The following is a 24095-nucleotide window of genomic DNA, read 5'->3' as shown; positions in this document are numbered from 1 at the left end:
GATGGTGCCCGAACTGGGCCAGTTGGCGATGATCCTGGCGATCTGCTTTGCCGCCGTGCAGGCCAGCGTGCCGCTGCTCGGCGCCTGGCGCGGCGACAGCCTGTGGATGAGCCTGGCGCGCCCGGCCGCGTGGGGCCAGTTCGCCTTCCTGGCGTTTGCCTTCGGTTGCCTGGCGCATGCCTTCATGACCGACAACTTCTCGGTCGCCTACGTCGCCAGCAACTCCAACAGCGCCTTGCCCTGGTACTACAAGTTCAGCGCCGTGTGGGGCGCCCATGAAGGCTCGCTGCTGCTCTGGGCGCTGATCCTCGGTGGCTGGACCTTCGCCGTGTCGGTGTTCTCCCGGCAACTGCCGCAGGTCATGCTGGCGCGTGTGCTGGCGGTGATGGGCATGATCAGTGTCGGCTTCCTGTCGTTCCTGATCGTCACCTCCAACCCGTTCCAGCGCCTGCTGCCGCAGGTGCCGACCGATGGCCGCGACCTCAATCCGTTGCTCCAGGATTTCGGCCTGATCGTCCACCCGCCGATGCTCTACATGGGTTACGTGGGCTTCTCGGTGGCCTTCGCCTTCGCCATCGCGGCCTTGCTCGGCGGCCGCCTGGACGCTGCCTGGGCGCGCTGGTCGCGGCCGTGGACGATCGTCGCCTGGGCGTTCCTCGGCGTCGGTATCACCCTCGGCTCGTGGTGGGCCTATTACGAGCTCGGCTGGGGTGGCTGGTGGTTCTGGGACCCGGTCGAGAACGCCTCGTTCATGCCGTGGCTGGTCGGCACCGCGCTGATCCATTCGCTGGCCGTCACCGAGAAACGTGGGGTGTTCAAGAGCTGGACCGTGCTGCTGGCGATCGCGGCGTTCTCGCTGAGCCTGCTGGGCACCTTCCTGGTTCGTTCCGGGGTGCTGACCTCGGTGCACGCGTTTGCCGCCGACCCGTCGCGCGGTGTGTTCATCCTGATCTTCCTGCTGTTCGTGGTCGGCGGCTCGCTGACCCTGTTCGCCTTGCGTGCCCCGGTGGTCAAGAGCCACGTCGGCTTTGCCCTGTGGTCGCGGGAAACCTTGCTGCTGGCGAATAACCTGGTGCTGGTGGTGGCGGCGTCGATGATCCTTCTCGGCACGCTGTACCCGCTGGTGCTCGATGCCCTCACCGGGGCCAAGCTGTCGGTCGGCCCACCGTACTTCGATGCGTTGTTCCTGCCGTTGATGGCGCTGCTGATGGTGGTGCTCGGGGTCGGCGTGCTGGTGCGCTGGAAAGACACCCCCGGCAAATGGCTGGCCGGCATGCTGACCCCGGTGCTGATCGGCAGCGCGATCCTCGCGCCGGTCGCCGGGCTGATCGCCGACGACTTCGACTGGCCGGCCCTGGCGACCTTCGCCCTGGCCGCCTGGGTGGTCTTGGCGGGGGTGCGCGACATCCTCGACAAGACCCGCCACAAAGGCCTGGGCAAGGGCCTGCGCGGGCTTTCACGCAGCTACTGGGGCATGCAATTGGCGCACCTGGGGCTGGCGGTCTGCGCCCTGGGCGTGGTGCTGTCGAGCAACAACAGCAGTGAGCGCGACCTGCGCATGGCGCCGGGCGAAACCGTCGAGCTGGGCGGTTATCACTTCCTGTTCGAGGGCGCCAAGCACTTCGAGGGGCCGAACTTCATTTCCGACAAGGGCACCGTGCGCGTCTCGCGGGAGGGCCGCGAAGTCAGCGTGCTGCACCCCGAGAAGCGCCTGTACACCGTGCAGCAGTCGATGATGACCGAGGCCGGCATCGATGCCGGGTTCACCCGTGACCTCTATGTCGCCCTTGGCGAACCGCTGGAGAACGGTGCCTGGGCGGTGCGTGTGCACATCAAGCCGTATGTTCGCTGGATCTGGCTGGGCGGTCTGCTGACCGGCCTGGGCGGGTTGCTGGCGGCGTTCGACCGGCGCTACCGCGTCAAGGTCAAGACCCGGGTGCGTGATGTCCTGGGCGTGTCTGGAGCAACTGCATGAAGCGTTGGATCATGGTGCTGCCACTGGCGGTGTTTCTGCTGATGGCGGTGTTTCTCTACAAGGGCCTGTTCCTCAAGCCCGAGGAACTGCCTTCGGCAATGATCGGCAAGCCGTTCCCGGCGTTCGCCCTGGCCTCGGTGCAGGGTGATAGAAGCCTGACCCAGGCCGATTTGCTGGGTCGCCCGGCGTTGGTCAACGTATGGGCCACCTGGTGCCCCTCGTGCAAGGTCGAGCACCCCTACCTGAACCAGCTGGCCGAGCAGGGCGTGGTGATCCACGGCATCAACTACAAGGACGACAACGCCGCCGCGCTGAAATGGCTGGCCGAGTTCCACAACCCCTATCAGCTGGACATCCGCGACGAGCAGGGCACCCTGGGCCTGGACCTGGGCGTGTATGGCGCGCCGGAAACCTTCCTGATCGATGCCCAAGGCATCATCCGCTACAAGCACGTGGGCATCGTCGACGCCAGCGTCTGGCGCGAGCAGTTGGCGCCGCTGTACCAGGGCCTGGTCGACGAGGCCAGGCCATGAGGCGCTGGTTGGCGGCGGCGGTGCTCGGCCTGAGCGTGGCGGGCGTGGCCCAGGCGGCGATCGACACCTATCAGTTTCGCGATGACGCCGAGCGCGAGCGCTATCAGCAACTGACCAAGGAACTGCGCTGCCCGAAGTGCCAGAACCAGGACATCGCCGATTCCAACGCGCCGATTGCCGCAGACTTGCGCCGAGAGATCTTCCGCATGCTCGGCGAGGGCAAGAACAATCAGCAGATCGTCGATTTCATGGTCGATCGCTACGGCGACTTCGTGCGCTACAAGCCTGCGTTGAGCGGGCGTACCTGGCTGCTCTGGTTTGGCCCGGGGATCCTCCTGGTGGGCGGCTTCGTGGTGCTGGCGGTGATCGTCCGTCGGCGGCGCGGCCCGGTGGCGGGTGGCTCCGAGGAGCTGACCGCCGAACAACGCGAGCGTCTCGCCAAACTGCTGGATAAAGAACACACCCATGACTGAATTCTGGCTTGGCGCGGGCCTGCTGCTGCTCGCCGCCCTCGGCTTTCTGCTGATCCCGATCCTGCGCGGCCGTGGCCGCCAGCAGGAAGAAGACCGTACCGCCCTCAACGTCGCGCTGTATCAGGAGCGTGTCGCCGAGCTGGCGGCGCAACAGGCCGCCGGTGTGCTCGATGCCGGGCAGTTGGCCAACGGCCGCGATGAAGCGGCGCGCGAACTGCTGGCCGATACCGAAGGTGCCGAGGCGCCGCGTCAGGGCCACCTGGGCAAGGCCTTGCCGCTGCTGGCGGCGCTGTTGGTGCCGGTGCTGGGGCTGGGCATGTACCTGCATTTTGGCGCCGCCGACAAGGTCGAGCTGACCCGTGAGTTCGCCGAGGCACCGAAGTCCATGCAAGAGATGACCGCGCGCCTGGAGCGTGCCGTGCAGGCTCAGCCGGATTCTGCCGAGGGCCTGTACTTCCTCGGCCGCGCCTACATGGCCGACCAGCGCCCGGCAGATGCGGCCAAGATCTTCGAGCGCGCCGTGGCCCTGGCCGGGCGTCAACCCGAGCTGCTCGGCCAGTGGGCCCAGGCCTTGTACTTTGCCGCCGACAAACAGTGGAACGGGCAGGTCCAGGGGCTCACCGACGAGGCGCTCAAGGCCGATCCGAACGAGGTCACCAGCCTGGGCCTGCGCGGCATCGCGGCGTTCGAGGGCGAGCGTTACCAGGAGGCGATCGACTACTGGCAGCGGCTGCTGGCCCAGTTGCCCGAAGGTGATGCCTCGCGCGCGGCGCTGCAGGGCGGTATCGACCGCGCTGCCGAGAAGCTTCAAGGGGCAGCGGGCAGCACGCCGCAGAGCACGCCGCTGGCGGTCCGCCTGAAGGTTCGGGTAGAGCTTGCCGCAGCGCTCAAGGACAAGGTCCAGCCCGGTGACACGGTGTTCATTTTCGCCCGCGCCAGCAGTGGCCCGCCAATGCCGCTGGCGGCCAAGCGGGTGACGGCCGGCCAGTTGCCGATCGAAGTCGAGTTGTCCGATGCCGATGCGATGATGGCGCAGATGAAACTGTCCGATTTCAGTGAAGTCCAACTGGTTGCACGGGTCTCACGCGCAGGCCAGCCGACCCAGGGTGAATGGATCGGCCAGGGCAAGCCGTTGAGCAGCCGCACCCAGGCGACCCAGCACCTGACCATTGACAGCCCCGACCGCTAAGAGACTCAGCTCATGAACAACACTGTCCGCTTGACCCTGATCACCCTGGCCTTGGGTCTGTCCGCGTGTACGGTGCGTGAGCCGGTCGAGCAGCCCTTGCCGCCGATTGAAAGCGTGCCACCGCGCCAGGGGCCGGTGGTCAAGCCGCTGCCGGGTAGCCAACCGGGCACCCAGCCAAGCAAGCCGGCGGCGATCCCCAAACCGATGCCGCGCACCTCGGCCAGCTTCGCACCGCCGCCTGGCGGGGCCAGCCATTGGGACCCCAAGCTTGGGGTGTATGTGCTCGAGAAAAAGCCCAATACCTTCTATCGCCAGCGCACCTATTACCGTTACGACGGCGGCTGGAGCTGGTCGCTGAGCCCCGAGGGCCCGTGGCAGGAAACCGACAGCAGCGGTGTGCCGGGTGGCCTGGGGCGCGCCTTCGCCCAGTGAGGCTCAAGCAGTACAGTACAATTAAGCGTCAATTTTCCGATTGACTGTACTTGCCCCTGACCCCGCATAATCCCCTCTCGCATAGAGCCGGAGGGTGCATGAGCAAGACAGTCCTGGTACTGGTTGAAACCGTCGACGATTACCTGCCATTGCTGGAAGAGGCCGGTTATCGCCTGATTCGCGCCCCGTCGCCGCAGATGCGCAGCGACGCCATCGCCCGCCACGCGCACGAGATCGACGCCGTCCTGACCCGTGGCCCGCTGGGCCTGACCTCCAGCGAAATCGACGCCATGCCCAAGCTGCAGATCATCTGCGTGATCGGCGCCGGCTACGAGCAGGTCGACCTGGCTGCCGCGGCCGCACGTGGCATCACCGTCACCAACGGCGCGGGCGCCAATGCCGCGGCAGTCGCCGACCATACCCTGGCCTTGCTCCTGGCGCTGCTGCGCGACATCCCGCGCGGCGATGCCAGTACCCGCCGTGGCGAATGGAACCGGGTCATCAGCCCGTCCGTGTCGGGCAAGCGCCTGGGCATTCTCGGCCTGGGTGCCGTCGGCCTGGCGATCGCCAAGCGTGCGGCGCTGGGGTTCGACATGCACATCAGTTATCACAGCCGTACACCGCGCACGGACGTCGCCTTCACCTGGTATGACAGCCCGCTGCACCTGGCCGACGCTGTCGACATCCTGGTGATCGCCACTCCGGGAGGTGCCGGTACCCAGCACTTGGTGGACGCCGAGGTGCTCGCGGCGCTGGGCGCCGAGGGCTACCTGGTCAATATCGCCCGGGCCAGTGTGGTCGACACCGAGGCGCTGGTCGCCGCCTTGCAGCGCGGCTCGCTGGCCGGCGCGGCGCTGGATGTGTTCGACGACGAACCGGCGGTGCCCGACGCGCTCAAGGCGCTGGGCAATACCGTGCTCACCCCGCATGTCGCCGGGCAGTCGCCTGAGGCCGCGCGCGATACGGTGAGCCTGGTGCTGCGTAACCTGCAGGCATTCTTTGCCGGCGAACCGGTGCTGACGCCGGTCCGCCTGCACACCTTGTGATTCACCCTTTCATGGACAGTGGAGTGTTTGCATGCAACTCGAGATCTTCCAGGTAGACGCGTTTTCCGCCCAACCCTTCGGTGGTAATCCAGCGGCGGTGATCCCGCTGGAGCGCTGGCTGGCGGATGACCTGCTGCAGCGCATTGCCGAAGAGAACAACCTGTCGGAGACCGCCTACTTCGTCAAGAACGGCGAGGGCTATGACCTGCGCTGGTTCACCCCGGCGGTCGAAGTCGATCTGTGTGGCCATGCCACGCTGGCCGCCGCCTGGGTGTTGTTCGAGCAACTGGGTGAACAAGCCGAGGTGTTGCGCTTCAATACCCGCAGTGGCGAACTGCGCGTGAGCCGCGCGGCCGACGGCCTGCTGGCGATGGACTTCCCGGCCAAGCAACCGGTTGCGGTCGAGACCCCCGCCGGTTTGCTCGAAGCGCTGGGCCTGAGCAGTGCGCAGGGCGTGTACCGCACTGACGACTACCTGGTGGTGATCGACGATGCGGCGCTGATCGAGCCGCTGGCGCCGGACTTTGTCGCGCTGGCGGCGTTCGATGTGCGCGGCATCGCCGTGACGGCGCCGGGGCGCGGGTTTGATTTCGTCACGCGCTGGTTTGGCCCGCGGGTCGGGGTCAATGAAGACCCGGTGACCGGCTCGGCGCACACCTCGCTGGCGCCGTACTGGGCCGAGCGCCTGGACAAGAGCAGCCTGCGCTGCGAGCAGGGCGGGGCGCGCAAGGGCCAGTTGCAGTGCGACGTGCAGGGTAATGGCCGGGTGATCATCAGTGGGCGTGGAGCGTTGTACCTGCGTGGCACTGTGTTTATCTGATCCGCTTGCAGTGTTGGGCTGTCAGTTCAGGCCCCTTCGCGGGTAAACCCGCTCCCACAGGATCCCGTTGATGCCCGAATTCTGGGCCTTGCACGGAAGCTGTGGGAGCGGCGGTGCGCCGATGCGACTTGCTCCGCGATGAGGCCAGAACGGCCGACAGCCAACCCAACGCCTATACTTCCCAGCTCCCGCTCACGCCAAAGGAGCCCCCCCCCTCATGCCCCTGGAAAAACAAGGCACCTGCCTCTGCGGCGCCACCCAGCTGACCGCCCTCATCGACAACACCCAGATCAGCGCCTGCCACTGCAGCATGTGTCGCAAATGGACCGGTGGCCCACTGTTGGTCGTCCACTGCAGCCAGCCGCCGCAGATCGCCGGCCGCGCGCCCAGCGTCTACGACTCCTCCGACTGGGCCCAGCGCGGTTTCTGCGGCCAGTGCGGTACCCACCTGTACTACCGCCTCAAGGCCAACGACTTCTACGCCATCCCGGTCGGCCTGCTCGACGGTGATGAAGCCTGGGACTTCGAGCTGCAAATCTTCGTCGAGCAGAAGCCCGCCTGGTACTGCTTCGCCAACCAGACCCGCGAGCTCACCGGCCAGCAAGCCTTCGACGAACTCAGCTAGGCCGAGCATCCTATGCGTGTCGCCGAACCGAGCGGTAGCCCACCCGCGCTTGCCAAACCGCTGCAGACCTGAGAAAACGGCGCCTTTGGTTATCCGCTTCAAAGGAAGACGCATGAGCAGCGAACTGCAAGTCATCGATATGCATGAAGGCGACGGCAAGGTCGTGGTCAAGGGCGCACTGATCACTACCCAGTACACCGGCTGGCTGGCCGACGGCAGCGAGTTCGACTCGTCCTGGTCGCGCGGCAAGCCGTTCCAGTGCGTGATCGGCAGCGGCCGGGTGATCAAAGGCTGGGACCAGGGCCTGATGGGCATGCGCGTTGGCGGCAAGCGCAAGCTGCTGGTACCGGCGCATCTGGGCTACGGCGAGCGCACGGTGGGCGCCATTCCTCCCCACTCGGACCTGACCTTCGAGATCGAATTGTTCGAGGTCCTGACCCGCGACGATTGACCTGCAGAGCATCGAACTGCCGCCATGGGCGCACGAGTAATTAGTCGCACTTTATCGCAGCGGCTGTCAGGTCATTCGGGTGTATAACGGTATGAGGCGCAGTTCCCCCCGGAGTGTCATCAATGTCGACGAAATCACATTTTTCATCGCGGATTGTGAGGGAAGCCAACTCCCGGCTTTCAGCGGCTGGGGCACTGATGGATATCACGCTTCCCAGAGAGCTGGCGTGTGTGATTTCCAGTACCAAGAAGAGTCAATCCGAGCTCAAGGCAGCATTTGAAACCGCTTTCGCGCGGCTGCGCGAAGGCTGATGGTCACTGAAACCCCAATGTCCCGCGAACGACATCATTTGGCAAAGATTCCCCGATAAAGTGAATTTTGCTCACACAAGGCGGTCAAGGATAAGCCGTATCGGGCGTTTGCTGTGCAAACCAGCCCGTCAACGAGCATGGAATGCGGGCACGGACGCCTCCCTTATTTCTGCCGGATGAGCCCTGCCATGAAGCTGCCGCTTGCCTTTCGCCGCCGACCCCTGTTGATCGCTGCGGCCCTCGCCGCGATCCTCGTACCTGTCACCTTGGGTGTGGTCGAAAGCCATGAGCGGCCAGTCGACGGTACCCAGACCCTGGTCTTCCTGCGCCACGCCGAAAAACCGGGCGAGGGCCTGGGCCAGCTGAACTGCCAGGGCCTGAACCGCGCGCTGGACCTGGCGACCGTGCTCCCGGAGCGTTTTGGTGACGCCGACTATGTATTCGCCGCCAACCCTTCACGGCATGTCGAAGAGGGCAGCCAGGACCTCAGCTACAGCTACATTCGGCCGTTGATGACCATCACACCGAGCGCTATTCGGCTGGGCCTGCCGGTGAACATCGAGTACGGCGCCAATGACTACGACGAGCTGGCTGACGAGCTGACCAGCAACAAGTACCGCAATGCGACCGTGTATACCGCCTGGTCGCATGGCTACCTGCCTGACCTGATCAACGCAGTGGCGGGCAAGGCGATGGGTGATGAGCACGTACTGACCGAAGACTGGGCCAACGAAGATTTCGACAGCCTCTACGTGATCACCCTGACCTGGCATGACGGCAAGGCCAGCATGCTCAGCCGAAACGTCCGTCAGGGGCTGGATGGCGGTAACAAGACCTGCCCGACCTGAAAAGGCCAGGCCAGGCAACCGCTCGATCAGCGGCCGAACTGCATCGGCCAGCCAATCACCTTCTTCACCCGCGGCGTCGCATAGGTGCGCACCTTGGACGTGCTCAGGCCCAAGCGCACCAGTGACTCGGCAATGGTCACCGCGGCACTCACCCCATCCACCACCGGAACCCCGGTACGCTGGCGGATCTGCTCATCCAGCCCGGCCATGCCGCCGCAGCCAAGGCAGATGACCTCCGCCTTGTCATCGCGCACGGCGCGTTCGGCCTGCTCGACAATCGCCTCGACCGCACGCTGCGGGTCGGCCTCCAGCTCCAGCACGGCCAGGCCGCTGGCGCGCACCGAGGCGCAGCGGTCATACAGCCCCGAGAGCTTCAAGCGGTCCTCGATCAGCGGCACGGTGCGGTCCAGGGTGGTCACCACCGAATAGGCATGCCCCAGGTACATGGCCGTGCTGGCGGCCGCGTCGGTGATGTCCACCACCGGCACTTCGAGCAGCTCCTGCAGGCCCTCGCGCCCATGCTCGCCGTACCCGGCCTGGATCACCGCGTCATAAGGCTGGTCGTAGGACAGCACGCGGTCCATCACCGCGATGGCGGCCAGGTAGCTCTCGAAGTTGCCTTCCACCGACTCGGCGCCGAACCAGGGCGTCAGGCCGACGATTTCAGTGCCGGGCGAGGCCACGCTGCGGGCCTGCTCGGCGATGGCCTCGGTGATGGCCTGGGTGGTGTTGACGTTGACGATCAGAATACGCATGCGATCGGCTCCTTGATCAGTGGCTGCTGTGGTCGACGGCGATGCATTCGCCGCTGACGTCGGGGTAGTGGCGGTTGCGCGGGGCGATCAGCAGGTACAGCGCGGCGGCGATGCCGGCACCGATCAGCCAGGAGAACGGCGCGACACTCTGGAAGTTGGGCACCAGCGCCAGGACGATCGCCAGCAACGCCGCGGGGATGAACGCCGCGACGGCGCGCAGGTTGATCCCGCGGCTGTAGTGATAGGCGCCGGCAGGGTTCTCGCTGTACAGCTCCGGCACGTTGATGCAGCCTTTGCGCAGCAACCAGTAGTCGGCCATGATCACCCCGTACAGCGGGCCGAGCAGGGCGCCCAGGCCGGACAGGAAGTAGACGATCACCAGCGGGCTGTTGTAGAGGTTCCACGGCAGGATCAGCACCGCCAGGGTGGCGCTGATCAGGCCGGCGCGGCGGAAGTTCAGGTGCTTGGGCGCCAGGTTGCTGAGCACGAACGCCGGGGCGACGAAGTTGGCCATGATGTTCACCGCCACGGTGACGATCAGGAACGCCAGGCAGCCTAGGACCAGGAACGGCGTGCTGGGGATGCTGGCGACGATCTGGGTCGGGCTGTCGATCACCTGGCCGTTGATCTGGAACTGCGCCCCGCAGAGCACCACGGTGATCACCGCAAACACCACGATGTTCACTGGCAGGCCCCAGAAGTTGCCGACGCGAATGGTCTTGCGGCACGGCGAGGAGCGGGCGAAGTCGCAGAAATTCAGCACCAGGGTGCCGTAGATCGCCAGCCACAGGGCGCCGCCGGCGAAGATGTTGCGCCACATCTCGTAGCCGCTGAGCGGCTCTGCCACCGACCAGGCAATGCGCGTATCGGCCTGGAAGTACATCCATCCGGCCAGGCTGGCCACGGTCAGCAGGATCACCGGCCCGGCGAACGCCTCGTAGCGGCGGACCATTTCCATGCCGTAGGCGAGGATCACCAGTTGCACCAGCCAGATCGCCACGAAGCACAGCCAGCCCAGGCTCGACAGGCCAAGGATGCTGTCCTGGTCATAGCTGGCCAGCTGCGGCCAGACGGCCGTCAGCAGCACCCGCAGGACCACCGAGGCGAGGTAGGTCTGGATGCCGAACCAGGCGATGGCGATCACCGCGCGGATCAGCGCCGGGATCTGCGCGCCATGGATGCCGAAGGCGATGCGGCTGATCACCGGAAACGGCACGCCGGTCTTGTGCCCCATGTAGCCGGACAGGTTCATGAAGAAATACACCAGCACCGCGCCGATCGCCAGTGACAGGAGGATCTGCCAGCCGCCCAGGCCGAGCGCGAACAGGCCCATGGCGAACGAGTAGTTGGCGATGTTGTGCACATCGTTGGTCCACAGCGCGAAGATGCTGTAGCCACCCCAGCGGCGGCCTTCCATGCGCGTGGGGGCGAGGTCGCGGTTGTGCAGCCGCGGGCTGAGCTCGAGGTCCGGCGAGAGGCCGGCCAGGGTCGACGCGGGGCTGGTGCTGGCGACGGATAGTTCAGGGGCAAGGTCGAGGCTGCTACTCATTCCGGCGGCTCCTGATGCACGTTGACTGCACTGAGCGGGGGAGCGTGCACGGGGCTCGCCCTCTCATGGGTACAGGCATTGGCATCACTGGGTTCTGGAGGCGGCGGCCCGTTGGGAACAGGCGCTGCGCGTTATTGTGTATTTATGTTTTGTTTGAGTTGTATACAAAACACGAACACACAAAAGCCAGTTTCATGCCAGGGAGGATGCAACTTCGAAGTGGTCTTTATTTCGAATATTGGTTTGAAAACTATAAGTTAATGAAATAAAGGCATTATAAATTGACCAATTGAACAGCTTTTATTTTTAAGTTGTTCAATTAGTTGATCAATTGGTCAAATTTAAAAACGCGGTGCGTGTAACGTAGTGGTGCGTTACTTCTCAAAAGTGCACACAAAAATGGCACTTAAGGTGACATTCTTGTGTACATAAAGTTGCCGGTGCCTGGCCCGGTACCGGGTTGCCCTTTTCGCGGATAAACCCGCTCCCACAGGGATATTCACCGAGCATGAGTGCGGCGCGGTCCCTGTGGGAGCGGGCTTGCCCGCGAAAAGGACAGCGCAGATTCAGCCGGATCACTCCATCGGCGGCAGCCGCCGTTTCACCGGGCTCTTCTTGATGATCGCGGTGTTGGTCTCGGCCAGCACATTGATGCGGTCGAGCAAGGTGTCGAGCTGCTCCATCGAGCGCACATGCAGGCGCGCGATGAAGCAGTCTTCGCCGGTCACCTTGTCGCACTCGGTGAACTCGGGGATGGCCACGATCTGCCGCTCCACCTCCTGCAACTGCCCAGGCAATGGGCGAATCCGCACGATCGCCTGCAACTGGTAACCAAAGCAGCGCGGGTCGACCTCCACCGTGTAACCGCGTAGCACGCCACGCTCTTCGAGGCGGCGCAGGCGCTCGCTGACGCTGGGTGCGGAGAGCCCGCTGATCTGCGCCAGCGCCTTGAGCGAGCGACGGGAGTCTTCCATCAAGGCATTGATCAACAGTTGGTCGATGGCGTCGGTCATTGTTCACCTCGTCAGGCAAATTGGTATGTTTGCCTTGATAGTAAAGGCAGATTACGAAATCTGCCTTGGTTATCCGCTGGATGGCGATCCCGGGCCTTTGGCAAACTATGCCCATCGACAACCGGAGGTGTGAGATGGACAGTTCAGTTCGCCGTGGCTCAGTAGAGATGGTGGTGGCCATGCTGATTTCCGGGACCATCGGCTGGTTCGTGCTGGTGTCCGGGCAGCCGGTGCTCGAGGTGGTGTTCTGGCGTTGCGTGTTCGGGGCCGGCACCCTGCTGTTGATCTGCGCCGGCTTTGGCTTCCTCAAGCCTGGGGTGATCAGCCGTACGGCGTTCCTCCTGGCGATTGCCAGCGGGGTGGCCATCGTCGGTAACTGGGTGCTGTTGTTCGCCTCCTACTCGCGCGCCTCGATCGCCATCGGTACTGCGGTGTACAACGTCCAGCCGTTCATGCTGGTGGGCTTGGCGGCACTGTTCCTCGGCGAGAAGATCACCGCCGCCAAGCTGACCTGGCTGAGCGTGGCGTTCCTCGGCATGTTGGCGATCGTCAGCGCACATGGCGCGGGGCAGGGCAGTGGTGGCGAGTACCTGCTAGGGATCGCCCTGGCGTTAGGCGCGGCGTTTCTGTACGCGGTGGCGGCGCTGATCATCAAGCGCCTGAGCGGCACCCCGCCGCACCTTATAGCGCTGATCCAGGTGAGCACCGGCACCCTGCTGCTGGCGCCTTGGGTCAAATTGGGCGGCTTGCCGGGCGAAGTGCCGGCGCTGGCCAGCCTGATCACCCTGGGCATCGTCCACACCGGCGTGATGTACGTGCTGCTGTACAGCGCCATCCAGCGCCTGCCGACGGCGCTGACCGGCGCTCTGTCGTTCATCTACCCGATCGCGGCGATCCTGGTCGACTGGATCGCCTTCGGCCATCGCCTGGCGCCGTTGCAGTGGCTCGGTGTGGCGTTGATTCTGCTGGCGGCGGCAGGCATGCAACAGGGCTGGTGGTTCCGTACGGCCAAGGCTGAGGTTGCAGCTTCAAGCGACTGAGGCCGCGCAAGGGGGTAGAATGCCCCCTTTTTCAAGCCCTGCGACTTGCCCATGACCTCCGTGATCGACACCCTCGAACAGCATCTGCTCACCGCCCTCGACCCTGCGCCGGCCGAAACCCGCCGCTTGTTTCACGGCCGTGGCCGTTGCTGGGCGGGGCTCGAGCAGATCACCGTCGACTGGCTGCAGGGTGTGTTGTCGGTTGCGCTGTTCCGCGAGCCACCGGAGGGCCAGTTGGCTGAGCTGGAGGCCATGCTCCAGGCACTCGCCGCGCGCCCGCAATGGACCGGCCAGGCGATTCTGATCCAGCACCGCTATTTGCCCGACAGCCCCGGCCAGTGGCTGGTGGGCGAGCCGGTTCAGCAACGTGAAGTGGTCGAAGATGGCCTGACCTATTTGCTCGACCTGGGCGTGCGGCAGAACAACGGCCTGTTCCTCGACATGCGCTATGGCCGGCGCTGGGTGCGCGAGCAGGCCGCAGGCAATCGGGTGTTGAACCTGTTCGCCTATACCTGCGGCTTCTCGGTGACGGCGATTGCCGGTGGCGCTGAACAGGTGGTCAACCTTGATATGGCCAAATCGGCGCTGTCGCGTGGGCGGGACAATCATCGGCTCAATGGCCATGACGCATCGCGCGTCGCCTACCTGGGCCATGAGTTGTTCAAGTCGTGGGGCAAGGTGCGCAAGTACGGGCCGTATGACCTGATCATCATCGACCCGCCGAGCTTCCAGCGCGGCAGCTTCGTGCTGACCCAGGATTACGCGAAGATTCTGCGGCGCTTGCCGGAGTTGCTGACCGAGGGCGGCACGGTGCTGGCGTGTGTCAATGATCCGGGGATTGGCTCGGACTTCCTGATTCAGGGCATGGCCGAGCAGGCGCCTGGGTTGAAGTTCGTCGAGCGGTTGGCCAATCCGCCGGAGTTTCCTGATGCCGATCCTGAGGGTGGCTTGAAGGCCCTGGTGTTCCGCCAAGGAGAGTGATGCCCGCTGTCCAGGCCTCTTCGCGGGGCACCATTTTCAGGCTGACACCGCCCGCGCCTGCGCGGGCATGGGATAGACCTGGGCAAACGCCACATTGTCGGTCTGGTCCACGCGCTTTTTCAGCCGCTCGTTGAATGCCCGGCTCACCGCATACTGCCCCCCGGAAATGGTCCGGAACTGCGCGGTGAGGACAAACCCGTTCAAGTCCATCCGGTCCACCCCGAACACCTGCAACGGCCCCTGCAGGTTGATCCGCAGCAGCGGGTCTTCGCTGATCGACTTGCCCACCTCATGAATCAACGCCAGCGACTGGTCGACGTCGCTGTCGTAGGTGAACTGCACCGAGAAGAACGCGTAGGCGAACTGGCGCGACTGGTTGGTAACCGCCTTGATCTGGCCGAATGGCACCGAATGCACGAAGCCCTTGCCATCGCGCAGGCGCAAGGTGCGGATGGTCAGGCTCTCGACGGTGCCGGCATGGCCGGAGTCGAGCACCACCCAGTCGCCGATCGAGATGGTGTCTTCGATGAGGATGAACAGGCCGGTGATCACATCCTGCACCAGCTGCTGCGAGCCGAAACCGATCGCCAGGCCGATCACCCCGGCACCGGCCAGCAGCGGCGCGACGTTGATCCCCAGGTTGGCCATGGTGGTGATGGTGCAGATGACGATCAGCACCACTTTGATCGCGTTGCGCAGCATCGGCAGGATGGTCCGCGTGCGGGTACTCGGCTGGCGCGACGCGCGTTTGCCGACGGCGGGCTTGAGCGCCTCTTGTATCGCCGTGTCGAGCACCACCCACAGCAGCCAGGTCACCAGCAGGATCAGGCCAATGCTCGACAGCGAGTTGCTGATTGCCTGGCCGAGGCTGTTGCTGAGGGCGAAGTCGATCACCGAGAAGCCCCAGATCCGCCCCAGCAGCTCGATGAAGGTGACCGCCATGGCGATCCGCAGCAAGGCGTGGGCCAGGCTGCGCAGCAGTTCATGGTAGGGCCGCACACGTTGTTGCGCATCGCTTTGACGAGGCGTCAGCAAGTGTTGCAGGAGGGTGCTGAGGAATACCGTGCCGACCAGCAGCACGGTGGTCAACAGGGCGTTGCGCAGGGCTTTCTGGCTTTCTTCGCCCGCGCCGATCAGGTGGACCGCCGAGACCAGGATCATCATCAGGATCGGCAGGTACCAGAGGTTGGAGAAGATCCGCAGGGTTTCCTGCACCGCGCGGTGCTGCAGGCGGTCCTTGAGGGCGCGGTTGCGGATCAGGTGCGCCACGGGCCGGCGCAGGCGCACGACCAGGCTGGCGAAGATGAAGGTGGCCAGCAGGCCCGTCACCACCGCCACACTGGCGGTAATGTTGCCGCCCAGTTGGCGGGCGATCTGCGCGCTGGTCAGGGCGTCACTCCAGGCTGCCAGAAAGCCGATCAGGAACAGCGGGCGCGGTGCCATGCGGCGGATCAGCGCCACCGCCGGGCGCTTGTGGCCGGCGTCGAACAGGGTGATCAGGCAGAGGATGATCGAGCTCGAGAACAGCCCGCTGCTGGTCGCATAGGCCAGGCTCAGGCCCAGCGCGCGGGCAACCGAGGGGTCCAGGAAGCGGCTGGCGTAGAGCGTCAGCGGCAGGCTGGCGAGCGCTGGCAGGGTATAGGGCAGCAGGTAGCCGAGCAGGCTGCGCAGGCGTTTGCGCTGGCGCACCAGGCGGGTCTGCGCACAGCGGTTGGCCAGCCAGCGGCCGAGGGTGGTGAGCAGGGCGAAGCTGGCTGCCCAGGCCAGGGTCAACAGCAGGAAGTCGCCCGTCAGTTGCAGCGAGTCACTGGCCGAGTGACGGTCGACCAGGCGCCCGACTTCCTTGGCGGCGCGGTCGGTGCGCAGGCGCCAGGCGTCGACCAGGTGGGCGTCGAGGTCGAGTTCCTGGGCGGCGCTGTCGAAGCCGTCGGCCAAGGCGCCGAGCAGGCCACCCTGGAGCACCGGGGCAGGTTCCTCGGGGGTTTCCTCGGTGGGGGCGGGGTCGGCGGCATACAGCGGGGTGCTCAGCAGCAAGCTGAGCAGGAGCGGGGTCAGAAAACGCAGCACTGGAGTACTCCTTGGGCCGGGGCGAGCGGGGAAGGGTTACTCAAGGAACTGATGGCACAAGGGAGGAGAAAGTTCGATGGGAAGTGAAAATGTCATCGCGGGGCAAGCCCGCTCCCACGCCTGTTTGAGCTGCGCCCCGGAGGATGGGAGGGTATCCGGCATCTGGAGCGCAACAGGCGTGGGAGGGGGCTTGCCCCGCGATGGGGGCCGCCTTATTGGCCGGTGTAGATCTGGTCGAACACGCCACCGTCATTGAAGTGGGTCTTCTGCACGGTGCGCCAGTCACCAAAGGTCTTCTCGACCGAGAGGAAATCGACTTTCGGGAAGCGGTCGGTGTACTTCGCCAGCACGGTCGCATCACGCGGACGCAGGTAGTTCTGCGCAGCGATCTCCTGGGCCGCTGGCGACCACAGGTACTTCAGGTATTCCTCGGCCACGGCGCGGGTGCCTTTCTTGTCGACCACCTTGTCGACCACGCTCACCGGCGGCTCGGCTTCGGCCGACACGCTCGGGTAGACCACTTCGAACTGATCGCGGCCAAACTCACGGGCGATCATCTCGGCTTCGTTCTCGAAGGTCACCAGCACGTCGCCGATCTGGTTGGTCATGAACGTGGTGGTCGCCGCACGGCCACCGGTGTCGAGCACTGGCGCCTGCTTGAACAGCTTGCCGACGAAGTCCTTGGCTTTGTTTTCGTCGCCGCCGTTCTTCAGCACGTAGCCCCAGGCGGAGAGGTAAGTGTAGCGGCCGTTACCCGACGTCTTGGGGTTGGGCACGATCACCTGGACGCCGTCCTTGAGCAGGTCGGGCCAGTCTTTCAGGGCTTTCGGGTTGCCCTTGCGGACGATGAACACGGTGGCCGAGGTGAACGGCGCGCTGTTGTTCGGCAGGCGGGTGACCCAGTTGTCCGGGACCAGCTTGCCATTGTCGACCAGGGCGTTGATGTCGGTGGCCATGTTCATGGTGATGACATCCGCCGGCAGGCCGTCGATCACTGCCCGCGCCTGCTTGCTCGAGCCGCCGAAGGACATCTGCAAGGCGACCTTTTCCTTGTGCTCGGCCTCCCAGTGCTTCTGGAACGCGGCGTTGTAGTCCTTGTAGAAGTCGCGCATCACGTCGTAGGACACGTTAAGCAGGGTCGGTGCGGCCTGGGCCAAGTTGCCGAGGGTCAGGCCCGCGGCGAGCAGCGAGGCAGTGAACAGTTTTTTCACGACGCATTCCTTGTTCTTGAACAGTTATGGGCAGAGTGCCAGCGACTATAGCGGGTGGCTCGCAGCTGTTTAAAGAACAAAAAACGCTTTGGTTATTCCTGGATGAGAGCCGGGCAACTGACATTTCTGCCAGTTGTCGATCTCTCCCGTTGGGGCGAGGTTTAGGCTCTACTTAATTGAGGCGAGGCAATGCGGATGAACGTTACGTCGGGGCGATTTCCGGGATTGGGTCAAAGCGAACAGCGGGGATCGCCGAGGGCTCTGCTGTTTTACCAGAACGGCACGCTTGCTGCCTTGGTCCGCCCAGGAGATTGCCAGCGCCTGATGCGCGCGCAAGGGCGGGTGCTGGCACAAAGGTCCGGATGCGCAGCACAGGCCTCTGCCTTGTTGGTTCAGACAGATCCAGCGGGCTCTACGCTGGTGGCACGCAATCAAGCGTCGCGACACGCCATGGCCTATGGGCCCTATGGCCATCTCGCCGAAGATGCCGCTGTGACATCGCTGGGGTTCAATGGGCAGTGGCGTGAGCCGACCTTAGAGGGCTACTTGCTGGGCAATGGTTATCGACTCTATCAACCGGGGCTCATGCGCTTTTACAGCCCTGATCGTCATAGCCCGTTTGGCGACGGTGGAGTGAATGGTTATTGCTATTGTTCTGGCGATCCGGTGAACCATGTCGACCCTACTGGGAGGGTCAGGCATACGTTGTTCCAGAGAGTCGCGGGCATGCGGCCTATGCAGCCGGAGAAGTCCACAGTGGTCGTCTCGCCTCAAGGCATCAAGTTGGATCTGCTGCCAGCGGACATTGTCACGGTAGCCAAGAGCGCAACCGTTAGCACGGGAGAGAACGGTCCGTCGATCAGTTTCTCCTTCAGTGCTATCGAGGGCCTGGAGCAATCGAAGGTAACGCTGGATCACCGGGGCTTTTCAATGTCAGTTCCGGTGGGGGACGTAGGCAAGGTGCTCATCAACTCCTCGCCTTTAGGCCCTCCTGAGACTGTCGGTGGTATTCAAGCGGTGGTGCCGCTGAACATCGCAGCGCATGTCCGAAGCGAAGTGGCTACGCCCACCGTCACGCTCCCTTTGAGTCAGGTTGCAAGTATCGGCAAGGGCGTTGCCAAAGCGGTTTTACTTCAGAAGGCGAGCAACATCCGTTCTGCTCTACGCCAGATATAATTTGCGCGTTGCTCACGTCAATACAAGGTCGTTAAACGGTTTTTTTAAACAGGGCGCTGCCACACCGTGAGCAGAACGCGGCGCCGTGTTCGTGGCTGTTCTTGCGGCAGGTGGGGCAGTCGTGCTGCAGCTGTTCGCCACGCATGGCGTTGGCCAGTTCGGCGGTGAAGATGCCGGTGGGCACGGCGATGATCGAGTAACCGGTGATCATCACCAGTGACGACAGCACCTGGCCCAGCGGGGTCTTGGGCACGATATCGCCGAAGCCCACCGTCGTGAGGGTGACGATGGCCCAGTAGATGCCCTTGGGGATGCTGGTGAAGCCATGCTCGGGGCCTTCGATCACGTACATCAAGGTACCGAACACGGTCACCAGGGTGGAGACCGTGACCAGGAATACGATGATCTTCTGCTTGCTGCCGCGCAGCGCCGCCATCAGGTAGTTGGCCTGCTTGAGGTACTGGCCGAGCTTGAGCACGCGGAAGATCCGCAGCATGCGGATCACGCGGATGATCAGCAGGTACTGGGCGTCGCTGTAGTAGATCGCGATGACCCCAGGGACGATCGCCAGCAGGTCGACCAGGCCGTAGAAGCTGAAGGCATAGCGCAGCGGCTTGGGCGAGCAGTACAGGCGTGTCAGGTATTCGGCAAGGAAGATCGCCGTGAAGCCCCACTCGATCGCGGCGAGCACCCCGGCATAGCTTTGATGGACCTGGTCGATGCTGTCGAGGATCACCGTGACCAGGCTGGCCAGGATGATCAGCAGGAGCGTCTTGTCGAAGCGGCGGCCGGCGACGGTGTCGGTCTGGAAGACGATGATGTAGAGCCGTTCGCGCCAGCTTTGCGGGGTGTGCATGAGGGAGGTGGTTCCTAGAGTCAAGCCTACAGCCTAGGAGCCTCGCTGATGATTGTGCAACTGCCGCATCCTGAAAGGGCCACCTGATATTTCTGCTAGTTGAGGCGCGGTAGGCGTTCGCTTGAAACTGGGTGACGTTACCTGACCCTGGAAGCACAGCCCATGCACAGTCTCAACTCGATCACGCTTGGCCGTTCGGTCCGCCATTTTTATCAGGGGGAGCGGTTGGCTACCCAGATGCTTAACCAAGGCGACAGTACCAGCGTGTTGTGGGCGCAGGAGGCTGCACTTGCGCAGCAATCCGCAGAGGGCGCCCAGTTACTTCAGGTCGATCAGCCTGGTTCGGTGCTGGGTATGCAGCGCCTGGCGCTGGTGCATGGCATGGCCTATACACCCTACGGACATCGCGTGGACGATGAGAGGGCGGCATTGCTTGGCTTCAATGGCCAGTGGCGTGAGCCTGGGGCCAGAGGGTATTTGCTGGGTAATGGACACCGGTTGTACAGCCCGCGCCTGATGCGTTTCTACAGCCCGGATAGCTTGAGCCCGTTTGGCGAGGGAGGTCCGAACGCGTACGGATATTGTGCGGGCGATCCGGTTAACAGGCTTGATCCCTCGGGAAAGAGTTGGTCGGGAATTCTGAAATTTTTTGGCCTTAAACAAAAAACCGGGCTTACCAAGGCGGCGAGTAAAGCTACGGTAGCGGTTGTTACCGACACTTACACTGTTGGGGGGGATCCAAACCACATGGAGGAAAACCGCGATTATGTAGTGATCAGTGGAACGCCCGCCAAAAAAACGCTGGGTTCCTCCGAAAAAGCCCTTTCACGGAAGGAAGAAAAGAAATTTTTGGCAGAACTCGACCAAGCTTACCGGGAGGGCCTATCTCGCCCTGGCGGCAGTTCAGAACAGCCTGTGAAAAAACCTTCCGAAGGCCCCGTCGCCAGTAGAATCCGTCGCCAGAAAAATTAAAGCTCTCCGCCCGGGAAACCACTTCGGCGTTGAGTCTTGAAATCGGGCCGTCGTGTTCTAGCGTACCCGATACTGCAAACCAGCCAGCACGCCATAACGAATGGGGCCGTCAGGACTGTCACCGTGAATATCGAGACGATGGGGAGCAGTGCAATCGCCAGCGCGATAGCCAGCATGGGCAACCAGGGTCGCTGGCGTTCGTGGCTGAAGGCCAGCCCGCCCAACGCAGCATTGAAGCCGAACAGCCCCATGAACGCCGCCTGCGGCTCGCCTGCCAGCAAGGCCACGCTGCCGCCGATGGCGGAACCGAGCAGCGCCCAGAATGCCGCATAGCGATTGGCGACAAACAGGCCGATAGCAATCAGCAACCCCGCCAGCGGATTGTCGAGCAGAAAGATCTGGCCCAACCCACGCAGCAGGGCATGGAGCAGATCGGCCTCTACGGGAGCGCTGGCGCCGCCAGGTTCGGCCAGCAGCAGGGTGCCCCAGCCGAGCAGCACGAACGGCGCGGTATAGGCGGGCAGCAGCGTGCCACCGCGCTTGCGCCACTCATGGGTGATGATGCTCGAGAGCCCACCTGCCGCGATGATCAAGGGCGGCATGATCGCCGACCACGGCAGCACCGCGCTGATCAGGATGCCGATCAGCACGCCGTTGTAGCTGTACAGCCCGGCCTGGCGGTCGGCGCGGGCATAGCCGCGGCGTTGTGCGGTGAGCAGGCCGGCCAGGGCGCCGAGCAGGGCGCCGCCGACCAGGTTGGGAGCGGTCAGGAGGATGGCCAGCAGGCAGCACAGGCCGCACAGCGGGTTGCACTGCAGCAGCACCTGGCTGAAGCCATTGAGCAGCGCCGTGGCCCAGTCGGGGCACGGGTTGACGAAATTTTTGGTGTACATGGGCAGTCAGTAGGGTTGAGGTGGGCGGTGGGCCTCTTTGGGCCTCGGTTTTCCGCAGTAAGGGTGTTGCCTGGACCAGGGAGGGCGTTGCCCTCCTTTCGCGACACAAGGCCGCTCCCACAGGGGGCGCAAAGCGCCCCCGGCGGGCTTAGACCAATGTCTCGATCCGCAGCGTGTTAGTCGTTCCGGGTTTACCGAAAGGCACACCGGCCGTGATCAGCAGCGTGTCGCCACGGCTGGCCATGCCTTGCGCCTGGGCAATCTCCAACGCCGTCGAGCAGATCTCGTCGACCTGGCGCAGACGGTCGTTGACCACCGAATGCACGCCCCAGGTCACGCTCAAGCGGCGCGCGGTGACCAGGTTCGGCGTCAGGTTGAGGATCGGCGCCCGTGGTCGCTCACGCGCGGCACGCAGCGTCGAGGCACCCGACTCGCTGTAGTTGACCAGCACCGCCAGCGGCAGGATCCCGCTGATCCGGCGGATCGCACAGCTGATCGCATCCGACACGGTGGCTTCGGCCTTTGGCCGGCCAACGTCCAGCTGGGCCTGGTAATCCGGGCCGTTCTCGACCTGGCGGATGATCTTGCTCATCATCTGCACGGCTTCCAGCGGGTAATCGCCCGAAGCGGTCTCGGCCGAGAGCATCACCGCGTCCGCACCTTCGGCCACGGCGTTGGCCACGTCAGTGACCTCGGCGCGGGTCGGCGCAGGCGAGAAGCGCATCGACTCGAGCATCTGCGTCGCCACCACCACCGGCCGGCCCAGTTGGCGGCAGGTATTGATGATGTGCTTCTGGATCTGCGGCACGCTTTCAGCCGGTACTTCAACGCCCAGGTCACCGCGGGCGACCATGATCGCGTCGGACAGCTCGGCGATGGCTTGCAACTGATCGACCGCCGACGGCTTCTCGATCTTGGCCATCAGGTAGGCGCGGTCGCCGATCAGCTGGCGTGCTTCGATGATGTCTTCAGGGCGCTGGACGAACGACAGTGCCACCCAGTCCACCCCCAGCTCGAGGCCGAAGGCCAGGTCGCGGCGGTCTTTTTCGGTGAGCGGGCTGAGCTCCAGCACCGCTTGCGGCACGTTGACGCCCTTGCGGTCGGACAGCTCGCCGCCGGCCAGCACTTCAGTGTCGATCGCATCGTTGTGCTTGGCGGTCACCCGCAGGCGCAGCTTGCCGTCGTCGAGCAGCAGGTCCATGCCGGGTTCGAGTGCGGCGATGATCTCCGGGTGCGGCAGGTTGACCCGGCGGCTGTCGCCCGGGGTGCTGTCCAGGTCCAGGCGCAGGGCCTGGCCGCGTTGCAGCTGGACCTTGCCTTCGGCGAAGCGGCCGACGCGCAGCTTTGGCCCTTGCAGGTCCATGAGGATGCCCAGCGGGTAGTTGAGCTGCTGCTCGACGTCGCGGATCCACTGGTAGCGCAGGGCATGGTCGGCGTGCTCGCCGTGGCTGAAGTTGAGGCGGAAGATGTTCACCCCCGCTTCGACCAGCTGGCGCACGTCATCGATGCCGTTGATGGCAGGGCCGAGGGTGGCGAGGATTTTGACTTTTTTATCAGGCGTCATGATTGGGCAGTCTCGAGGATCAGGATGGCGCGGAAGTCGTTGACGTTGGTGCGGGTCGGCTCGGTGACGATCAGCGCATCCAGCGCGGCGAAATAGCCGTAGCCGTTGTTGTTGTCCAGCTCATCGCTGGCCGACAGGCCAAGCGCGGCGGCGCGGGCATAGCTGTCGGGGGTCATCAGGGCGCCGGCGTTTTCTTCCGAGCCGTCGATGCCGTCGGTGTCGCCGGCCAGGGCATACACGCCCGGCAGGCCCTTGAGGCTTTCGGTGAGGCTGAGGAGGAACTCGGCGTTGCGCCCGCCACGGCCGTTGCCGCGCACGGTCACCGTGGTTTCGCCACCGGAGAGGATCACGCAGGGCGCCTTCAAGGGCTGGCCGTGCAGGACGACCTGCCGGGTGATGCCGGCATGCACCTTGGCCACTTCGCGCGACTCGCCTTCCAGGTCACCGAGGATCAGCGGGCTGAAACCGGCCTGGCGGGCTTTTACCGCAGCGGCCTCGAGCGACTGCTGGGGCTTGGCGATCAGCTGGAAGTGGCTGCGGGCCAGGGCCGGGTCGCCGGCCTTGACGGTTTCCGAGGCGGGGTTGTTGAGCCAGTCGATGACCGCCTTGGGGGCGTCGATGTTGTAGCGTTTGATGATCGCCAAGGCTTCGGCGCTGGTGCTCGGGTCGGCCACGGTCGGGCCGGAGGCGATCACCGTGGCGAGGTCGCCCGGCACGTCGGAGATGGCGTAGGTGTAGACGGTGGCCGGCCAGCAGGCCTTGGCCAGGCGGCCGCCCTTGATCGCCGAGAGGTGCTTGCGCACGCAGTTCATCTCGCCGATGGTCGCGCCGGACTTGAGCAGCGCCTTGTTGATCTGTTGCTTGTCGGCCAGGGTCAGGCCTTCGGCCGGCAGGGCGAGCAACGCCGAGCCACCGCCGGAGAGCAGGAAGATCACCCGGTCGTCTTCAGTGAGGTTGCCGACCAGTTCCAGCACCCGCTTGGCCACGGCCAGGCCGGCGGCGTCGGGGACCGGGTGGGCGGCTTCGACCACCTCGATCTTGCGGCAGTTGGCGCCGTGCCCGTAACGGGTCACGACCAGCCCGGAGACCTCTCCCTGCCAGCTTTTTTCGACCACTTCGGCCATGGCGGCGGCGGCTTTGCCGGCACCGATGACGATCACCCGGCCGCTACGGTCGGCGGGCAGGTAGGGTTCGAGGACCTGGCTGGGGTGGGCGGCGGCGATGGCTGTGTCGAACAGCTCGCGGAGTAAGTGTTGCGGATCGACCGACATGGCAGGCTCCCAGATTATTGTTGTTCTGCAGAATCAAAAACGCC

Annotated in this window: 24 protein-coding genes; 15 read left to right on the top strand and 9 right to left on the bottom strand. The window is 64.4% G+C overall.

What is annotated here, in order from left to right:
- The first annotated feature begins 1 nt into the window (after window position 1).
- The 11 genes from CCOS865_RS17975 to CCOS865_RS17930 all read left to right on the top strand — a co-directional run bounded on the left by CCOS865_RS17975 (window position 2) and on the right by CCOS865_RS17930 (window position 8703).
- Entirely contained in the window at window positions 2-1975 is a 1974-nt protein-coding gene (locus CCOS865_RS17975; RefSeq protein ID WP_167469076.1) for a heme lyase CcmF/NrfE family subunit, read from the top strand.
- The gene (locus tag CCOS865_RS17970; protein WP_119143268.1) at window positions 1972-2508 is read left to right on the top strand and encodes a DsbE family thiol:disulfide interchange protein; all 537 of its coding nucleotides are present in this window, start codon (window positions 1972-1974) and stop codon (window positions 2506-2508) included. The genes CCOS865_RS17975 and CCOS865_RS17970 overlap by 4 nt, the downstream gene beginning before the upstream one ends.
- Window positions 2505-2981, top strand: a complete 477-nt coding sequence (locus CCOS865_RS17965) for a cytochrome c-type biogenesis protein (RefSeq protein ID WP_119143266.1) — start codon at window positions 2505-2507, stop codon at window positions 2979-2981. Before CCOS865_RS17970 ends, CCOS865_RS17965 begins: the two co-directional genes overlap by 4 nt.
- A complete protein-coding gene (ccmI, locus tag CCOS865_RS17960) occupies window positions 2974-4170 on the top strand; it encodes a c-type cytochrome biogenesis protein CcmI (RefSeq protein WP_119143264.1) in 1197 nt (398 codons plus the stop codon). The genes CCOS865_RS17965 and ccmI overlap by 8 nt, the downstream gene beginning before the upstream one ends.
- 12 nt (window positions 4171-4182) lie before the next feature.
- Window positions 4183-4602, top strand: coding sequence for a hypothetical protein (locus CCOS865_RS17955; protein WP_119143262.1), 420 nt, complete (start codon window positions 4183-4185; stop codon window positions 4600-4602).
- A 98-nt stretch (window positions 4603-4700) separates the two neighbouring features.
- Entirely contained in the window at window positions 4701-5648 is a 948-nt protein-coding gene (locus CCOS865_RS17950) for a 2-hydroxyacid dehydrogenase (protein WP_119143260.1), read from the top strand.
- Between the two features lie 31 nt (window positions 5649-5679).
- Window positions 5680-6468 (top strand): PhzF family phenazine biosynthesis protein, encoded by a 789-nt coding sequence (locus CCOS865_RS17945; protein ID WP_119143258.1) that lies wholly within the window; start codon window positions 5680-5682, stop codon window positions 6466-6468.
- 217 nt (window positions 6469-6685) lie between these two features.
- Window positions 6686-7093, top strand: coding sequence for a GFA family protein (locus tag CCOS865_RS17940; protein ID WP_119143256.1), 408 nt, complete (start codon window positions 6686-6688; stop codon window positions 7091-7093).
- 112 nt (window positions 7094-7205) lie between these two features.
- Entirely contained in the window at window positions 7206-7544 is a 339-nt protein-coding gene (locus CCOS865_RS17935) for an FKBP-type peptidyl-prolyl cis-trans isomerase (protein WP_119143254.1), read from the top strand.
- A 122-nt stretch (window positions 7545-7666) separates the two neighbouring features.
- Window positions 7667-7855 (top strand): hypothetical protein, encoded by a 189-nt coding sequence (locus CCOS865_RS28070; RefSeq protein ID WP_147406524.1) that lies wholly within the window; start codon window positions 7667-7669, stop codon window positions 7853-7855.
- Between the two features lie 188 nt (window positions 7856-8043).
- Window positions 8044-8703: a histidine phosphatase family protein gene (locus tag CCOS865_RS17930; RefSeq protein WP_119143252.1), complete on the top strand. Its 660-nt coding sequence runs from the start codon at window positions 8044-8046 to the stop codon at window positions 8701-8703.
- Between the two features lie 26 nt (window positions 8704-8729).
- On the opposite strand, the gene CCOS865_RS17925 is transcribed toward CCOS865_RS17930, so the two are convergent.
- The 3 genes from CCOS865_RS17925 to CCOS865_RS17915 form a co-directional block, all read right to left on the bottom strand.
- Complete coding sequence (locus tag CCOS865_RS17925) at window positions 8730-9458, bottom strand: aspartate/glutamate racemase family protein (protein WP_119143250.1); 729 nt, start codon at window positions 9456-9458, stop codon at window positions 8730-8732.
- Window positions 9459-9474: 16 nt separating this feature from the next.
- Entirely contained in the window at window positions 9475-11007 is a 1533-nt protein-coding gene (locus CCOS865_RS17920) for an NCS1 family nucleobase:cation symporter-1 (protein ID WP_119143248.1), read from the bottom strand.
- Window positions 11008-11582: 575 nt separating this feature from the next.
- The gene (locus tag CCOS865_RS17915; protein WP_119143246.1) at window positions 11583-12020 is read right to left on the bottom strand and encodes an Lrp/AsnC family transcriptional regulator; all 438 of its coding nucleotides are present in this window, start codon (window positions 12018-12020) and stop codon (window positions 11583-11585) included.
- Window positions 12021-12154: 134 nt separating this feature from the next.
- On the opposite strand from CCOS865_RS17915, the gene CCOS865_RS17905 reads away from it, so the two are divergent.
- Window positions 12155-13060, top strand: a complete 906-nt coding sequence (locus CCOS865_RS17905) for a DMT family transporter (protein WP_119143244.1) — start codon at window positions 12155-12157, stop codon at window positions 13058-13060.
- A gap of 51 nt (window positions 13061-13111) precedes the next feature.
- Window positions 13112-14041, top strand: coding sequence for a class I SAM-dependent methyltransferase (locus CCOS865_RS17900; RefSeq protein ID WP_119143242.1), 930 nt, complete (start codon window positions 13112-13114; stop codon window positions 14039-14041).
- A gap of 36 nt (window positions 14042-14077) precedes the next feature.
- Here CCOS865_RS17900 and CCOS865_RS17895 read toward each other — a convergent pair whose 3' ends face one another.
- Window positions 14078-16108, bottom strand: coding sequence for a mechanosensitive ion channel family protein (locus tag CCOS865_RS17895; RefSeq protein ID WP_119143240.1), 2031 nt, complete (start codon window positions 16106-16108; stop codon window positions 14078-14080).
- Window positions 16109-16320: 212 nt separating this feature from the next.
- Window positions 16321-17319 (bottom strand): sulfate ABC transporter substrate-binding protein, encoded by a 999-nt coding sequence (locus CCOS865_RS17890; RefSeq protein ID WP_119143238.1) that lies wholly within the window; start codon window positions 17317-17319, stop codon window positions 16321-16323.
- 195 nt (window positions 17320-17514) lie between these two features.
- Between CCOS865_RS17890 and CCOS865_RS17885 the strand changes: the two genes are divergently transcribed.
- Window positions 17515-18495: an RHS repeat-associated core domain-containing protein gene (locus CCOS865_RS17885; RefSeq protein ID WP_119143577.1), complete on the top strand. Its 981-nt coding sequence runs from the start codon at window positions 17515-17517 to the stop codon at window positions 18493-18495.
- 31 nt (window positions 18496-18526) lie between these two features.
- On the opposite strand, the gene CCOS865_RS17880 is transcribed toward CCOS865_RS17885, so the two are convergent.
- Window positions 18527-19351, bottom strand: coding sequence for an ion transporter (locus CCOS865_RS17880; RefSeq protein ID WP_119143236.1), 825 nt, complete (start codon window positions 19349-19351; stop codon window positions 18527-18529).
- A 162-nt stretch (window positions 19352-19513) separates the two neighbouring features.
- On the opposite strand from CCOS865_RS17880, the gene CCOS865_RS17875 reads away from it, so the two are divergent.
- A complete protein-coding gene (locus CCOS865_RS17875) occupies window positions 19514-20323 on the top strand; it encodes an RHS repeat-associated core domain-containing protein (RefSeq protein ID WP_119143234.1) in 810 nt (269 codons plus the stop codon).
- Here CCOS865_RS17875 and CCOS865_RS17870 read toward each other — a convergent pair.
- The 3 genes from CCOS865_RS17870 to CCOS865_RS17860 all read right to left on the bottom strand — a co-directional run bounded on the left by CCOS865_RS17870 (window position 20320) and on the right by CCOS865_RS17860 (window position 24051).
- Window positions 20320-21216, bottom strand: a complete 897-nt coding sequence (locus CCOS865_RS17870; RefSeq protein WP_119143232.1) for an urea transporter — start codon at window positions 21214-21216, stop codon at window positions 20320-20322. The two genes, CCOS865_RS17875 and CCOS865_RS17870, sit on opposite strands and share 4 nt — an antisense overlap.
- 148 nt (window positions 21217-21364) lie before the next feature.
- Complete coding sequence (pyk, locus tag CCOS865_RS17865; protein WP_119143230.1) at window positions 21365-22780, bottom strand: pyruvate kinase; 1416 nt, start codon at window positions 22778-22780, stop codon at window positions 21365-21367.
- A complete protein-coding gene (locus CCOS865_RS17860) occupies window positions 22777-24051 on the bottom strand; it encodes a glycerate kinase type-2 family protein (protein ID WP_119143228.1) in 1275 nt (424 codons plus the stop codon). Before CCOS865_RS17860 ends, pyk begins: the two co-directional genes overlap by 4 nt.
- Window positions 24052-24095: the final 44 nt, after the last annotated feature.

Source organism: Pseudomonas reidholzensis, from assembly GCF_900536025.1.
Lineage (GTDB): Bacteria > Pseudomonadota > Gammaproteobacteria > Pseudomonadales > Pseudomonadaceae > Aquipseudomonas > Aquipseudomonas reidholzensis.
The sequence above is the reverse complement of the archived record's forward strand: the minus strand, read 5'-3'. Positions and strand labels throughout refer to the sequence as shown.